The sequence below is a fragment of the Streptomyces sp. NPDC107575 genome (assembly GCF_055657265.1).
Genome location: NZ_JBVKBG010000004.1, coordinates 1,090,910 through 1,104,572 on the forward strand (window position 1 = coordinate 1,090,910; position 13,663 = coordinate 1,104,572).

Sequence of the window (13,663 nt, forward strand, 5' to 3'; positions counted from 1 at the left end):
TCGGATGCGTGCCGAAGCCCCTCTCTCTCGCCTTCGATCCGATCGCCCGCGCCGACGAACTCTGGAAGCAGCGGTGGGGGTCCGTGCCGTCCATGGGCGCGATCACCTCGATCATGCGCGCGCACCAGATCCTGCTCGCCGAGGTCGACGCGGTCGTCAAGCCGTACGGGCTCACCTTCGCGCGCTACGAGGCGCTGGTGCTGCTCACCTTCTCCAAGTCCGGCGAGCTGCCCATGTCGAAGATCGGCGAGCGGCTCATGGTGCACCCCACGTCCGTGACGAACACGGTCGACCGGCTCGTGAAGTCCGGCCTCGTCGACAAGCGCCCCAACCCCAACGACGGGCGCGGCACGCTCGCCACCATCACGGACAAGGGCCGCGAGGCCGTCGACGCGGCCACCCGCGACCTCATGGCGATGGACTTCGGCCTCGGCGTGTACGACGCGGAGGAGTGCGGCGAGATCTTCGCGATGCTGCGGCCCCTGCGGGTGGCGGCGCACGACTTCACGGACGAGTGATCCCCGGAAAGCACCGTCCACCCGGCCCGCCCGAAGATCGCGCAAAACGGGCGGTTACCCTCGACCCATGAAGAAGAGCGTGCTGACCCGCTACCGCACCATGGCCTACGTGACCGGTGTGCTCCTGGTCCTCCTGTGTCTCGGCATGATCGCCAAGTACGCGTTCGGCATGGACGGCGCCGCGGACTTCACGCGCGTCATCGCCATCGCGCACGGCTGGCTCTACGTCGTGTACCTGGTCTTCGCCTTCGACCTGGGCTCCAAGGCCAAGTGGCCGGTCGGCAAGCAGCTGTGGGTGCTGATCGCCGGCACGATCCCGACCGCCGCCTTCTTCGTGGAGCGCAAGATCTCCGCGGAGCTGGAGGGCAAGGTCGCCGGCGACACCTCGAAGCTCGCCAAGGCGTAACACCCGCCAGGCACCGGACCTCGCGCGCGTCCCTCCGAGGAGCGGACGCGCGCGTTTTCTGTGGCCAGGAGTGTACGTTCGTACGCTCCTCGGTGTACGTTCGTCCGCATGCCCACGGACCACTTCGCCGGAGACCCGCGCAGCAACCTGGAGCGGATGCTCGCCGGTGACCTCTACATCGCCGACGACCCCGAGATCGCCGCCCGCCAGCAGCGCGCCATGCGGCTCGCCGCCCGGTACGAGCAGGCCTTCCTCGACGACCCCGGCAAGGCGGGCGAGACGCTCGCCGAGCTGCTCGGCTCCGTGGGCGAGGGCGTCGAGCTGCGGCCGCCGCTGTACGTCGACTACGGCAGCAACATCTCCATCGGCGCCCGCACCTTCGTCAACTACCGGCTGACCGCCCTGGACGTCGCCCGGATCACCATCGGCGAGGACTGCCAGATCGGCCCCGGTGTGCAGCTCCTCACGCCCACCCACCCCGTGGAGCCGGGCCCGCGGCGCGACAAGCTGGAGGCCGCGCTGCCCATCACCATCGGCGACAACGTGTGGCTCGGTGGCGGCGCCATCGTCTGCCCCGGCGTGACCATCGGCGACAACAGCGTGATCGGCGCGGGCGCGGTGGTCACCCGGGACGTACCGGCGAACGTCGTCGCGGTCGGCAACCCCGCCCGCCCCGTCCGCGAGATCTGAGGGGCGCGGGCACATGGCCACCGGACAGGCGGACCCGCGGCGCCGCGAGCGGATCCTCGCCGCGACCCTCGACCACATCGCGGAGGAGGGCGTCGCCGGGGTCTCGCACCGCAAGATCGCGGCGCGCGCCGGGGTGCCGCTCGGCTCGATGACGTACCACTTCGCCGGGATCGACGAGCTGCTGCGCGAGGCCTTCACGGGGTTCGCCGACCACATCGTGGCCGTCTTCGAGCGCCACTTGGCGGGCGTTGGCGGCCAGGAGGAGGCGCGGGAGGCCGTCACCGAGCTGATCCACGTGCTCTCCGAAGGCCCCCGGCGCGACCTGGTCCTCACGCAGGAGCTGTGCACCCTCGCTGCCCGCCGCCCGGAGTACCGCGAGCTGGCGCGGGCATGGATGGCGCGCAGCAGGCAGTTGCTCGAACGGCACTTCGACCCGGCCACGACCCGTCAGCTGGACGCGCTCATCGAGGGGCTCGCCCTGCACCGGGCCCTGGGCGGGGCGGAGCCGTACACCCGGGAACTGACCGGTGAGGCGGTGCGCCGCCTCACCACCCCGTGGACCGCCTGTGGGGGCACGGACCTGACACCGTGTCCCCACAGGCACGCACGGCACCGAGGAGCACCCGCATGACCGCCACCGCACCCCGCGTCGAGGACCATCCGCTGGTGAAGGCCGCGCGCCGGCTCGCCGACGACGTCCTCGCGCCCGCCGCCGAGGCCCACGACCGCACCGGGGTCACCCCGGAGGCGATCGCCGCGGTCAAGGCCTCGGGCGTGCTCGGCGTGAACGCGCCTGTCGAGTACGGCGGTTCGGACGCGCCCTCCGCCGTGGGGCGGGAGGTCGCGGAGCTCCTGGCGGGCGCCTGCTGCTCGACCTTCTTCGTGCAGGTCCAGCACCACACCCCGGTACGCACCCTCGCCACCGGCAGCGCGGCGGCCCGCGAGCGGTGGCTGCGCCCGCTGTCCGAGGGCGCCGCGCTCGCGGGCATCGCCTTCTCGCACCTGCGGGCCTTCCCGAAGCTGCCGGTGCGGGCGACGCCGCTCGCGGACGGCGGAGTGCGCTTCGACGGGCGGGTGCCCTGGTACACGGGCTGGGGCCTGAACGACGTGTTCCTGCTCGGCGGCGCGACCGAGGACGGGGAGGTCGTCTTCGCGGTGGCGGAGCCGCGCGAGCAGCCCGGCCTGACCCCCACCGAACCGCTCCAGCTGGCCGCACTCACCGGCACCCGCACCGTGGGCCTGCACCTGGACGGGCTCACGGTGGCCGAGGAGGACATCGTCGTACGACAGCCGTACGAGGAGTGGGCGCGCGCCGACCGGCCCAAGAACACCAACACCAACCCGGCCGTCTTCGGTGTCGCGCGCGCCGCCCTCGACCTGCTCGACGCGTCCGGCGACGCCGAGGCGAAGGGGACCGGGGCCGTCCTGCGCGAGCGCCTCGACGCCGCCCGCCGGGACGCGTACGCGCTGGTGGACGAGGTCCCGGCGGGGGAGCGGCTGGCGGACCGGCTCGCGGTGAAGACACGCGCGTACGACCTGATGCGGGCGGCGACGACGGCCGCGATCGTGGCCGGGGGCGGCCGCGCCTTCGGCCTGTCGGCGCCGGCCCAGCGGCTGGCCCGCGAGGGTCTTTTCCTGGTGGTGCAGGGGCAGACGGCGGACGTGCGCGCGGCACATCTGGCGGCGCTGCGGGGCTGAAGGCGGCCGGGTTCATGGGGATCCGCCGCCGTGGCCCATCGACATTTAGTAGGACGTCCAAGTAAATTTGAAGCATGGACGCTGACGCGATCGAGGAAGGCCGCCGACGCTGGCAGGCCCGTTACGACAAGGCCCGCAAGCGCGACGCGGACTTCACCACGCTCTCCGGGGACCCGGTCGACCCCGTCTACGGGCCGCGGCCCGGGGACACGTACGAGGGCTTCGAGCGGATCGGCTGGCCGGGCGAGTACCCCTTCACGCGCGGCCTGTACCCGACCGGCTACCGGGGCCGCACCTGGACCATCCGCCAGTTCGCCGGGTTCGGCAACGCCGAGCAGACCAACGAGCGCTACAAGATGATCCTCCGCAACGGCGGGGGCGGGCTCTCGGTCGCCTTCGACATGCCGACGTTGATGGGGCGGGACTCCGACGACCCGCGCTCGCTCGGCGAGGTCGGGCACTGCGGCGTCGCGATCGACTCGGCGGCTGACATGGAGGTCCTGTTCAAGGACATCCCGCTGGGCGACGTCACGACGTCGATGACGATCAGCGGCCCGGCGGTCCCGGTCTTCTGCATGTACCTGGTGGCGGCCGAGCGGCAAGGGGTGGACCCGGGGGTCCTGAACGGCACGCTCCAGACCGACATCTTCAAGGAGTACATCGCGCAGAAGGAGTGGCTCTTCCAGCCCGAGCCCCATCTGCGCCTGATCGGCGACCTGATGGAGCACTGCGCGTCCGCCATCCCCGCGTACAAGCCGCTCTCGGTCTCCGGCTACCACATCCGCGAGGCGGGCTCGACGGCCGCGCAGGAGCTGGCGTACACCCTCGCCGACGGCTTCGGCTACGTGGAACTGGGCTTGAGCCGCGGCCTGGACGTGGACGTCTTCGCGCCGGGTCTCTCCTTCTTCTTCGACGCGCACGTGGACTTCTTCGAGGAGATCGCCAAGTTCCGCGCCGCGCGCCGGATCTGGGCCCGCTGGATGCGCGACGTGTACGGGGCGAGCAGCGAGAAGGCGCAGTGGCTCCGCTTCCACACGCAGACCGCCGGGGTCTCGCTGACGGCGCAGCAGCCGTACAACAACGTGGTGCGCACGGCGGTCGAGGCGCTCGCGGCCGTGCTCGGCGGCACCAACTCCCTCCACACGAACGCGTTGGACGAGACCCTCGCCCTCCCGAGCGAGCAGGCGGCCGAGATCGCGCTGCGTACGCAGCAGGTGCTGATGGAGGAGACCGGCGTCGGCAACGTCGCGGACCCGCTGGGCGGTTCCTGGTACATCGAGCAGCTGACGGACCGCATCGAGGCCGACGCCGAGAAGATCTTCGACCAGATCAAGGAGCGGGGCCTGCGGGCGCACCCGGACGGGCAGCACCCGATCGGGCCGATCACGTCCGGGATCCTGCGCGGGATCGAGGACGGGTGGTTCACGGGCGAGATCGCGGAGTCGGCGTTCCGCTACCAGCAGTCCCTGGAAAAGGGCGAGAAGCGGGTGGTCGGGGTGAACGTGGCGGAAGGTTCCGTCACCGGCGACCTGGAGATCCTGCGGGTCAGCCATGAGGTCGAGCGGGAGCAGGTCCGGGTGCTCGCCGACCGGAAGTCGGGGCGGGACGAGGCGGCGGTGCGGGCCGCGCTGGACGCGATGCTCGGCGCCGCGCGCTCCGGCACGAACATGATCGCCCCGATGCTCGACGCGGTCCGCGCGGAGGCCACCCTCGGCGAAATCTGCGGGGTGCTCCGCGAGGAGTGGGGCGTGTACACGGAACCGCCGGGCTTCTGACCGGGTGTGGTGGCGGGGGCCGTCGTCCTGGTTGCGCGGCACCACACCGTGGCGGGGCCCGTCGTTTCCGTTGCGCGGCACGGTACTCACGCGTGGCTGCGCCGCTTGCCGCCCATCTCCCACCCACCCGCCCCCTCCGGGGGCTTCGGCCCCACGGGGCTCGGCTGCCGTGCCGGGGCTTCGCCCGCGTCGAGGTTGCGCGGCACCGGGGTGCCGCCTTGCCCACCCTGCCGCCCAAGGCGGCAGATTGCCCAAGGCGGTTGCGGTCGACCGCAACGGCCCGGGAGCCGTGCCGGCGGCAGGTCGGCTGCAGCGGGGCGTCGGCACCCCGTGCGGCCGACGCCCCCGGAGGGGGCGGGTGGTGGGAGATGGGCGGGGGCACGGGGCGTAGCGCCGGCACCGCAAATCAAGCCCCGTTCCGGGACGAGACACGCGGGGCCCGGGGCGGAGCCCCGAGGCCGTAACGCCGGTTCGGCAATTTCAGCCCCGCCGGCGCTTGAGGCGCGGGGTCCGGGGCAGAGCCCCGTGGCCGCAACCACGGTGCCGGGCAAGGGGAGTTACAGGTGTCACCAGGTGATCTTGGGGTAGGCGCGGGCACGCCAAGTGCCCACGACGACCCAGGAGCCCCCCGTGCCGCTGCCCGCGCTCACCCGCACCACAACCACCGTCGGCGCCGCCACCCTCGCCCTCCTCGGCGGCATCGCCATCGGCGCCGCCGGCACGGTGAGCGCGAGCCCGCCCGCCGAACCGAAGGTCCAGAACCGCTTCGACTCCCTCGGCGCCGACGTCCGCTCCGCCGACCTGTCCTCGGGCCGCACCGCCCACTACACCGACTCCGGCCCCGCCGACGGCACCCCCGTTCTCTACATCGGCGGCACCGGCACCAGCGCCCGCGCCGTCCACATGACCGACTTCATGCGCACCACCAGACAGAACCTGAACCTCCGCATGATCACGGTCGAGCGCAACGGCTTCGGCGACACCGACTACGACCCGAAGCTCGGCAAGGCCGACTACGCCAAGGACGCCCTCGAGGTCCTCGACAAGCTGGGCGTCAAGAAGTTCAAGGTGATCGCGATATCCGGCGGCGGCCCGTACGCCGCCGAGATCGCCGCCAAGGCCCCCGGCCGGATCAGCGCGCTGCACCTCGGCGCGGCCCTCCCGCCGTACGGCGAGAAGCCCTCGTACTGCGGCCTGACGGACGACCAGCTGGCCGCCGCCGTCAAGGACGAGATCAAGGACCCGCGCAAGTGGTGGGCCTTCCCCGACGACAGCCCGGTCAAGTCGATCCCCGGCTTCGCCGACACCGCGTACGAGGAGGGCGCGCGGACCTACAACCAGCGCGGCCAGCAGGCCGATCCGGCCCCGCAGGTGCACGAGCAGCGGCTCTACTGCGACCGCCCGGGCCCGGACCTGTCGCAGCTGAAGGCCCCCGTGTTCCTCTACCACGGCGACAAGGACACGACCGTGCCCGCGAGCACGCTCAAGGCCTGGCGCGACAACCTCCCGAAGTCGGCGCCGGTGAAGACCCGTACGTACGCCGACACCGGGCACGACGTCCAGTACCGCCACTGGGACCAGATCCTGGTCGACCTGGCGGGCCGCTCCGACCGCACTGTCGTCTGCCACGACGACCGCACCCGCGCCCTCCCGGCGACGGAGGCGGACGCCCTGGTGTCCAAGAAGCGCGCCACGCTGGGCAGCTGCGCCTGGAACGACTAGGCGCACCCGGAGAACGTAGACCAGCTAGTCGGTGGCGGCGGCCGCCAGCCCTCCCAGCAGGAGCGCCGTGAACCGCCGCACCCACTCCGCGTCGGCCGGCTCCGCGCTCACCAGGGTGCGGTGCACGACCGCCCCCGCCGCCACGTCGTAGATGAGATCCGCCGTGGCCGCGGCGGCGGCCGGGTCGGGGGCCGGCGGGAGCTCCCCGCGGCGCTCGGCCCGCGCCCGTCCCTCAAGGACGAGCCGCTTTTGGCGGTCGACGATCGACGTCCGGATCCGGTCCCGCAGCGGCGCGTCACGGGTGGACTCGGCGACCACGGCCATCAGCGCCGTCTTCGTCTCGGGCCGGTCCAGGATCGCCGCGAACTGCCGCACCACGCCCTCCACATCGGCGGCGAGCGAGCCCCGGTCGGGCAGCTCCAGCTCGTCGAAGAGGACCGCGACCGCGTCCACGACGAGCTCGCTCTTGCCCGGCCAGCGCCGGTACAGCGTCGTCTTCGCGACACCCGCGCGCGTGGCCACGTCCCCGAGCGTCAGCTTCGACCAGCCGAGCTCCACGAGCGCGGCCCGCGTCGCCTCCAGGATCGCCTCGTCCGCCGCGGCGGAACGCGGACGCCCCGTCCGTACGTTGGCAGGGGGAGAGGGGCGAGACGAAGGGGACGAGGGAGACGGCGTGCGGCTCTGCATGGTCGTCGACCATACCGGCGGGTACGGCCGAAAGATCGCGTGAGGCAGATCACCGGGTGATCACGGGGGCCCGGTTCCCGCGTCCCGCCCATGGCAGTTACGCTACGAGGCGTAGCGAAAGCTCGAACTCGTACGAGCGTCCCGGATCTGCACCCCGAGGCGGCCCGGACGAGCGGCAACCACACAGGTGCCGGGTGGGGACCCGGCGCCGAAAGCACACCAGGCCGAGTCCGCTCCGTGCCTCCAGATGCGTCTCGCATTCCGGCGGGAGGTGCACGGGGCAGGACCCGGCCCACAACTGTCCGCGGAAGGGGGAGACTGTACGCATGCAGCCACGGAACATGTCCATGAGCGGAGTCGTCGACCTCGCCGCGGTGAAGGCGGCCCAGGAGGCCAAGGCGAAGGCGGAGCAGACGCGCGCCGAGCAGGCCCGGCAGGGCGGTGGCGGTGCCGTACCGCCGTCGAGCCTGGTCATCGACGTCCAGGAGGCGGACTTCGAAAGCGCCGTATTGCAGCGCTCCGCCGAGGTGCCCGTCGTCATCGACTTCTGGGCCGAGTGGTGCGAGCCCTGCAAGCAGCTGAGCCCGCTGCTCGAGCGGCTCGCCGCCGAGTACAGCGGCCGCTTCGTGCTCGCCAAGATCGATGTCGATGCCAACCAGATGCTGATGCAGCAGTTCGGGGTCCAGGGGATCCCGGCTGTCTTCGCCGTCGTCGCGGGTCAGGCCCTCCCGCTCTTCCAGGGCGCCGCTCCCGAGTCCCAGATCCGGGGCACGCTCGACCAGTTGATCCAGGTCGCCGAGGAGCGCTTCGGGCTCACCGGCATCGCGGTCGACCCGCAGGCGGAGGGCGAGGCGCCGGTCGTGGAGGAGCCCCCGGCGGGCCCCTACGACGCACTCCTCGAAGCGGCCGTGCAGGCGCTGGACGCCGGCGACCTCGACGGCGCCGTGCAGGCGTACAAGAACGTCCTGTCCGACGACCCCGGCAACACCGAGGCCAAGCTCGGCCTCGGCCAGGCGCAGCTCCTCCAGCGCGTGCAGGGCCTCGACCCGCAGCGGGTCCGCCAGGACGCCGCCGAGAAGCCCGCCGATGTGCAGGCGCAGATCGCGGCGGCCGACCTGGATCTGGTCGGCGGTCATGTCGAGGACGCCTTCGGCCGGCTCGTCGAGACGGTGGGGCGCACCGCGGGCGAGGAGCGGGACGCGGCGCGTGTACGACTGCTCGAACTGTTCGAGGTCGTGGGCGGCGACGACCCGCGCGTGACGACGGCGCGTACGGCTCTGGCCCGAGTTCTCTTCTGAGTCGTCAGTGACCAGTTGTTAAACACTGCGGCTTGTGATGCCGGAGTGAAAGTTCTGTCGCCGGAGGCGCACAGCGGCCGCGTTTTACCAAAACTTGGTAATCGCGGCCGCTGTTACTTGGAGTAAGTCGGACCCGATCTTCTGTCCGGTTCCGTCCCGTATTCAACCTGTATAACAACTCGGTTGACAGCACCCTCAGTTGTTGTTCGGTGTCACTCCGCACGTGTTCGGTTATCCGTCCGTTACCCGCGAGTAACGAACCCCCTTGTGTCTGCGCCGCGAATGCACCACGATCGGGCACGCTCGGTCCTCTCCCCACCGTCCGACAGCCAATCGCGCGGCGGGGTTTTTGGGTCCCCACCGGGTGGTCGACGGCGAACCAAGGGGAGCGCCGGCGGTCTAGGACAGGGGGGTCTCAGCCGTCCGGCTGGGCCTGTCCGGCAGGTTGCGCGTGATGGCTCAGGTGCGACCAGTGGTTGTCGCTCGGGGGTGATCGCCGGTGATCAAGGTGCGGTGCAGACCAAGCACTTCCGATGCGGGCGCTCTCCTTCCCGAGGACGTAGCACTTCTCCCATCCCTGCCCGGCTGAGCCGCCTCTAGGGGCAGTCAGGGCCGGAGATGTACGTCCGAGAAGGAGGAACAGTCATGAAGTCCGTGACTCGTGGCGGAACCAGATGGAAGCGGTTCGCCGTAGTCATGGTGCCGAGCGTCGCGGCGACCGCCGCGATAGGCGTGGCCCTGTCCCAGGGTGCGCTCGCGGCATCGTTCAGTGTGTCGGGTCAGTCGTTCAAGGTGACGGCGGACTCCCTCGACGGCAAGGGCTTTGTCCAGTACGGAGCCATCGACTCCGGCAAGACGGGTAACCACCCGGTCGCCGTTGTCGGTATGAAGACCGCGACGATCAACAACCTCTGCCAGTCGGTGGTTGTCCCCGTCCCGGTCTTCGGCGATGTGTCGATGAAGCTGTCGGCCGGTGCGGACAAGAGCGCCCCGGTCGAGGCCAAGACCCTCTACATCGACGCCGATGACCTGAAGGCCGACGCGACCTTCAAGAACATCGACATCGGTGTGGCGGCGGGTGACGCCAAGAAGGGCCCCGGTATCCACCAGGGCGACAAGGCGGACCCGAACTCGTTCGCGCAGCAGGCCGACTCGGTTCACTTCGAGAAGGTCCAGCAGCGGGCGTGGGCCACGACAGCCGGCACCTTCAAGCTCTCCGGCCTCAAGATGAAGGTCCAGAAGGGCAAGCACGAGTGCTACTAGGCCCACAGGGCCCGCGTGCGGGCCGGGGTCTTGGCACTTGATGTGCTGAACGGCCGGGCGCGGGGGCACTCGCAGTGACGTGGGGTCGTCCCCGTGCCCGTTTCCGGACAGCCACCATCACCACAGATCAACGCCTTTCCCGAGGAGCTGTACGACATGAGCGCCGAAGCGCACGCAGGACTGGGCCCCAAGCTTGGTCAGATGCGCCAATCGTTCCGAGGGTGGCGCGGTCAGCGCCCGTTCTGGGGCGGTCTGCTGTCAATCCTCGGCGGCCTCCCGATCATGTACTTCCCGTACGCGAACCTCGCGATCGGCAACATGACGATCAAGATGGCGACCACGGCCGGTGCCGGTTCGCTCATCATCGGCGTCCTGCTGGTCGTGCTCGGCCTGACGATGTGGTTCCAGCCGCACTCCCGTGTGTTCGCGGGTGTCGCGGCGATTCTTCTCGCCCTGGTCTCCCTCGTGGTTTCGAACTTCGGCGGCTTCGTCATCGGTTTCCTGCTCTCCCTCGTCGGTGGTGGCCTCGGCATCGCCTGGGCGCCGGCGGAGCAGCAGGACGACTCGGCCGGGAAGGGCGGTGACCAGGCCACGTCCTCCCCGGACGCGGCGCCGGTCGTGCCGCCGGTTGCGGGAGCCACCTATCAGGTCGCGGGCGTAAACGACGACGTGTCAGGGACGAGCCCGAACAACGGGACGAACGGGAGGCACCGTGCCGGCTGACGAGGTGCAGTACGAGGGCTCTTCGGAGCCCCGTGCGAGAACCGGGCCGCGGCATGCGGCGCGGCGGCATGCGGCACCGAAGAAGCATCTGTTCACCAAGATGCACATGCCCGCGGGCAAGGCGGTGGCGATCGCGGCCATGCCCACGGCCGTGCTCATGGGACTTGGCCTGACGCCGACGCTCGCGTCGGCCAAGGACAATCCGACGAAGTTCTCGGTCGACGACTACAAGGCGTGCGCCGACGCCATCGACGCGAACAAGGACGACGGGTCCGACGAGGCCAAGGACAAGGACAAGGCCAAGGAGTCGGCCAAGCCGACCCCGACGCCGTCCCCGTCCGCCTCCGAGGACGCCGAGAGCAAGAAGGAGAAGGCGACCCCGACTCCTTCGCCGTCCGCCTCGGAGTCCACGGACTCGAAGGACTCGGACAGCGGGGACGCGGCCACGCCGTCGCCCTCGGCCTCCGAGACCAAGAACCCGCTGGACCCGCTGGGCGTCGGCGACGCCCTGAAGAAGGCGTTCACGCCCGACGACAAGGAGTCCGAGAGCGCGACTCCCTCGCCGTCGGAGTCGACGTCCTCGAAGGAATCGGGCGGCCTGCTCGGTGGCACCACCGACAAGGTGGACGACACGGTCAAGGACACGACCGGGTCGGTCAAGGACACCACCGACAAGCTCGGCGACACGGTCAAGGACACCACCGACAAGGTCAAGGACACGACCGACAAGGTGGGGGACGCGGCCAAGGACGCGACCAAGAACGTGGGCGATCCGCAGGGCTCCGGCGATGTGCCGGACAACTGCCCCGCGGCCACGGACGCGTCGGGCGCCGACGAGGACACCCCGTCCCAGCTTCCGGACAAGACCTGGAAGCTGGAGGCCAGTTCGCTGCTGCTCAAGGGCGCGGACTACAAGGGCCTGGTGGACGTCCGGATGGCCGACGGGTCGACCAAGCGCGTCATGAAGTACATCATCTCCAAGGGCACGGACATCGGTGATCTGCACCAGATCGCCCCGGGCCCGGACGGGAAGTTCTTCCACATCCGTTCGGACAAGGGCTCCACGTCCACCATCCGCGACGGGCAGACGACGATGTACACGGAGGAGCTCTCGGGCAATCTGTTCGGGCTCGTTCCGCTGACGTTCAACGCCAAGAACCCGCCGCCGCTCAACCTGCCGACCCTGTTCTTCACGAACGTCAAGGTCACGCAGGCCTCGCAGTTCGGCGGGACCCTGCACGTGCCCGGTCTGCACACCACGGTCGAGGACAGCTGACCGTAGCCTCAAGGCCCGTTCGGGAGCCGCATACGACAAAGGGCGCCCCCCTCAAGGGGGCGCCCTTTGTCATGCGCTCATGTGCTGCTCGGGCGCGCGGTGACGCGTCAGTCGCGCTCGCCGCCGCCCAGGTGGTGCACCCGGACCATGTTGGTGGTGCCGGGGACGCCGGGGGGCGAGCCGGCGGTGATGACCACGGTGTCGCCGTCGTCGAAGCGGGCCAGCTTCACCAGCTCCGCGTCGACCAGGTCGACCATGCCGTCGGTGTTGTCCACGTGCGGCACGACGTGCGACTCGACGCCCCAGCTCAGCGAGAGCTGGTTGCGGGTCTCCTCGTCCGTGGTGAAAGCCAGGATCGGCTGGGCCGCGCGGTAGCGGGACAGCCGGCGGGCGGTGTCACCGGACTTGGTGAAGGCGACCAGCGCCTTGCCGTCCAGGAAGTCCGCGATCTCGCACGCGGCACGGGCCACCGAACCACCCTGCGTACGCGGCTTCTTGCCCGGCACGAGCGGCTGCAGACCCTTGGAGAGCAGCTCCTCCTCGGCCGCGGAGACGATCTTCGACATCGTCTTGACGGTCTCGATCGGGTAGGCGCCGACCGAGGACTCGGCGGACAGCATGACCGCGTCGGCACCGTCCAGGATCGCGTTCGCGACGTCGGAGGCCTCGGCGCGCGTCGGGCGCGAGTTGGTGATCATCGACTCCATCATCTGGGTCGCGACGATCACCGGCTTGGCGTTGCGGCGGCACATCTCCACGAGGCGCTTCTGCACCATCGGGACCTTCTCGAGCGGGTACTCGACGGCGAGGTCGCCACGGGCCACCATGACCCAGTCGAAGGCCGCGACGACGCCCTCCATGTTGGCGACGGCCTGCGGCTTCTCGACCTTGGCGCCGACGGGGACGCGACGCCCCTCCTCGTCCATGATCTTGTGGACGTCCTTGACGTCGTTCGCGTCGCGCACGAAGGACAGGGCGACCATGTCGCAGCCCATCTTGAGCGCGAAGCGCAGGTCCTCGATGTCCTTCTCGGACAGGGCCGGGACGTTCACCGCCGCGCCGGGCAGGTTGATGCCCTTGTGGTCGGAGATGACACCGCCCTCGACGACGATCGTCTTCACGCGCGGGCCGTCGACCTCGACGACCCGCAGCTCGACGTTGCCGTCGTTGATCAGGACCTGGTCGCCCTTGGAGACATCGCCGGGCAGACCCTTGTAGGTCGTGCCGCAGATCGACTTGTCGCCCGGGACGTCCTCGGTGGTGATGGTGAACTCGTCACCGCGCACCAGCTCGACGGGGCCCTCGGCGAAGGTCTCCAGGCGGATCTTCGGGCCCTGGAGGTCGGCGAGCACACCCACGGCGCGGCCCGTCTTCTTGGCGGCGGCGCGAACACGGTCGTAGCGACCCTGGTGTTCGGCGTGGGTGCCGTGGCTGAAGTTGAAGCGGGCCACGTTCATGCCGGCCTCGATCAGCGAGACGAGCTGCTCTTCGGAGTCGACGGCGGGGCCCAGCGTGCAGACGATTTTGGAACGGCGCATGGGGGCGATCCTATCGGTTTGTTTCGCTACGGAATATTCCGTCTGGTGGAATCTACAAATGGGCGGGCG

Annotated in this window: 13 protein-coding genes; 11 read left to right on the forward strand and 2 right to left on the reverse strand. The window is 70.4% G+C overall.

Going from position 1 to position 13,663, the window contains the following annotated elements; all coding sequences use genetic code 11:
* Positions 1 to 8: 8 nt before the first annotated feature.
* The 7 genes from ACZ7L4_RS24665 (at position 9) to ACZ7L4_RS24695 (ending at position 6,809) form a co-directional block, all read left to right on the forward strand.
* On the forward strand, positions 9 to 518 hold the full coding sequence (locus tag ACZ7L4_RS24665) for a MarR family winged helix-turn-helix transcriptional regulator (protein WP_450815425.1): 510 nt from the start codon (positions 9 to 11) through the stop codon (positions 516 to 518).
* A 67-nt stretch (positions 519 to 585) separates the two neighbouring features.
* Positions 586 to 924 (forward strand): DUF3817 domain-containing protein, encoded by a 339-nt coding sequence (locus tag ACZ7L4_RS24670; protein WP_450815426.1) that lies wholly within the window; start codon positions 586 to 588, stop codon positions 922 to 924.
* Positions 925 to 1,032: 108 nt separating this feature from the next.
* Entirely contained in the window at positions 1,033 to 1,614 is a 582-nt protein-coding gene (locus ACZ7L4_RS24675; protein ID WP_472105552.1) for a sugar O-acetyltransferase, read from the forward strand.
* 13 nt (positions 1,615 to 1,627) lie between these two features.
* Positions 1,628 to 2,245, forward strand: a complete 618-nt coding sequence (locus ACZ7L4_RS24680) for a TetR/AcrR family transcriptional regulator (RefSeq protein WP_472105554.1) — start codon at positions 1,628 to 1,630, stop codon at positions 2,243 to 2,245.
* Positions 2,242 to 3,312: an acyl-CoA dehydrogenase family protein gene (locus tag ACZ7L4_RS24685; protein ID WP_472105556.1), complete on the forward strand. Its 1,071-nt coding sequence runs from the start codon at positions 2,242 to 2,244 to the stop codon at positions 3,310 to 3,312. The genes ACZ7L4_RS24680 and ACZ7L4_RS24685 overlap by 4 nt, the downstream gene beginning before the upstream one ends.
* Before the next feature lie 74 nt (positions 3,313 to 3,386).
* The gene (locus ACZ7L4_RS24690) at positions 3,387 to 5,087 is read left to right on the forward strand and encodes an acyl-CoA mutase large subunit family protein (RefSeq protein ID WP_472105558.1); all 1,701 of its coding nucleotides are present in this window, start codon (positions 3,387 to 3,389) and stop codon (positions 5,085 to 5,087) included.
* Positions 5,088 to 5,717: 630 nt separating this feature from the next.
* A complete protein-coding gene (locus ACZ7L4_RS24695; RefSeq protein WP_472105560.1) occupies positions 5,718 to 6,809 on the forward strand; it encodes an alpha/beta fold hydrolase in 1,092 nt (363 codons plus the stop codon).
* 24 nt (positions 6,810 to 6,833) lie between these two features.
* Here the strand turns inward: ACZ7L4_RS24695 and ACZ7L4_RS24700 are convergent, their stop codons facing one another.
* The gene (locus ACZ7L4_RS24700; protein ID WP_450817929.1) at positions 6,834 to 7,496 is read right to left on the reverse strand and encodes a TetR/AcrR family transcriptional regulator; all 663 of its coding nucleotides are present in this window, start codon (positions 7,494 to 7,496) and stop codon (positions 6,834 to 6,836) included.
* A 326-nt stretch (positions 7,497 to 7,822) separates the two neighbouring features.
* Here ACZ7L4_RS24700 and ACZ7L4_RS24705 point away from each other — a divergent pair, with 326 nt between their 5' ends.
* From ACZ7L4_RS24705 to ACZ7L4_RS24720, 4 genes are all read left to right on the forward strand, one after another.
* Entirely contained in the window at positions 7,823 to 8,794 is a 972-nt protein-coding gene (locus ACZ7L4_RS24705; protein ID WP_472105562.1) for a tetratricopeptide repeat protein, read from the forward strand.
* A gap of 645 nt (positions 8,795 to 9,439) precedes the next feature.
* Positions 9,440 to 10,057, forward strand: a complete 618-nt coding sequence (locus ACZ7L4_RS24710; protein ID WP_472105564.1) for a DUF6230 family protein — start codon at positions 9,440 to 9,442, stop codon at positions 10,055 to 10,057.
* Positions 10,058 to 10,213: 156 nt separating this feature from the next.
* A complete protein-coding gene (locus tag ACZ7L4_RS24715) occupies positions 10,214 to 10,780 on the forward strand; it encodes a DUF6114 domain-containing protein (RefSeq protein ID WP_385762633.1) in 567 nt (188 codons plus the stop codon).
* Positions 10,770 to 12,056, forward strand: a complete 1,287-nt coding sequence (locus tag ACZ7L4_RS24720) for a hypothetical protein (RefSeq protein ID WP_472105566.1) — start codon at positions 10,770 to 10,772, stop codon at positions 12,054 to 12,056. Before ACZ7L4_RS24715 ends, ACZ7L4_RS24720 begins: the two co-directional genes overlap by 11 nt.
* 107 nt (positions 12,057 to 12,163) lie before the next feature.
* Here ACZ7L4_RS24720 and pyk read toward each other — a convergent pair whose 3' ends face one another.
* A complete protein-coding gene (gene pyk, locus ACZ7L4_RS24725; protein WP_450817931.1) occupies positions 12,164 to 13,594 on the reverse strand; it encodes a pyruvate kinase in 1,431 nt (476 codons plus the stop codon).
* Positions 13,595 to 13,663: the final 69 nt, after the last annotated feature.

Coding starts and splice junctions, on each gene's coding strand:
- ACZ7L4_RS24715 (WP_385762633.1), top strand. CDS start 10,214: ATGAGCGCCGAAGCGCACGCAGGACTGGGCCCCAAGCTTGGTCAGATG.
- ACZ7L4_RS24670 (WP_450815426.1), top strand. CDS start 586: ATGAAGAAGAGCGTGCTGACCCGCTACCGCACCATGGCCTACGTGACC.
- ACZ7L4_RS24690 (WP_472105558.1), top strand. CDS start 3,387: ATGGACGCTGACGCGATCGAGGAAGGCCGCCGACGCTGGCAGGCCCGT.
- ACZ7L4_RS24685 (WP_472105556.1), top strand. CDS start 2,242: ATGACCGCCACCGCACCCCGCGTCGAGGACCATCCGCTGGTGAAGGCC.
- pyk (WP_450817931.1), bottom strand. CDS start 13,594: ATGCGCCGTTCCAAAATCGTCTGCACGCTGGGCCCCGCCGTCGACTCC.
- ACZ7L4_RS24700 (WP_450817929.1), bottom strand. CDS start 7,496: ATGCAGAGCCGCACGCCGTCTCCCTCGTCCCCTTCGTCTCGCCCCTCT.
- ACZ7L4_RS24680 (WP_472105554.1), top strand. CDS start 1,628: ATGGCCACCGGACAGGCGGACCCGCGGCGCCGCGAGCGGATCCTCGCC.
- ACZ7L4_RS24710 (WP_472105564.1), top strand. CDS start 9,440: ATGAAGTCCGTGACTCGTGGCGGAACCAGATGGAAGCGGTTCGCCGTA.
- ACZ7L4_RS24705 (WP_472105562.1), top strand. CDS start 7,823: ATGCAGCCACGGAACATGTCCATGAGCGGAGTCGTCGACCTCGCCGCG.
- ACZ7L4_RS24675 (WP_472105552.1), top strand. CDS start 1,033: ATGCCCACGGACCACTTCGCCGGAGACCCGCGCAGCAACCTGGAGCGG.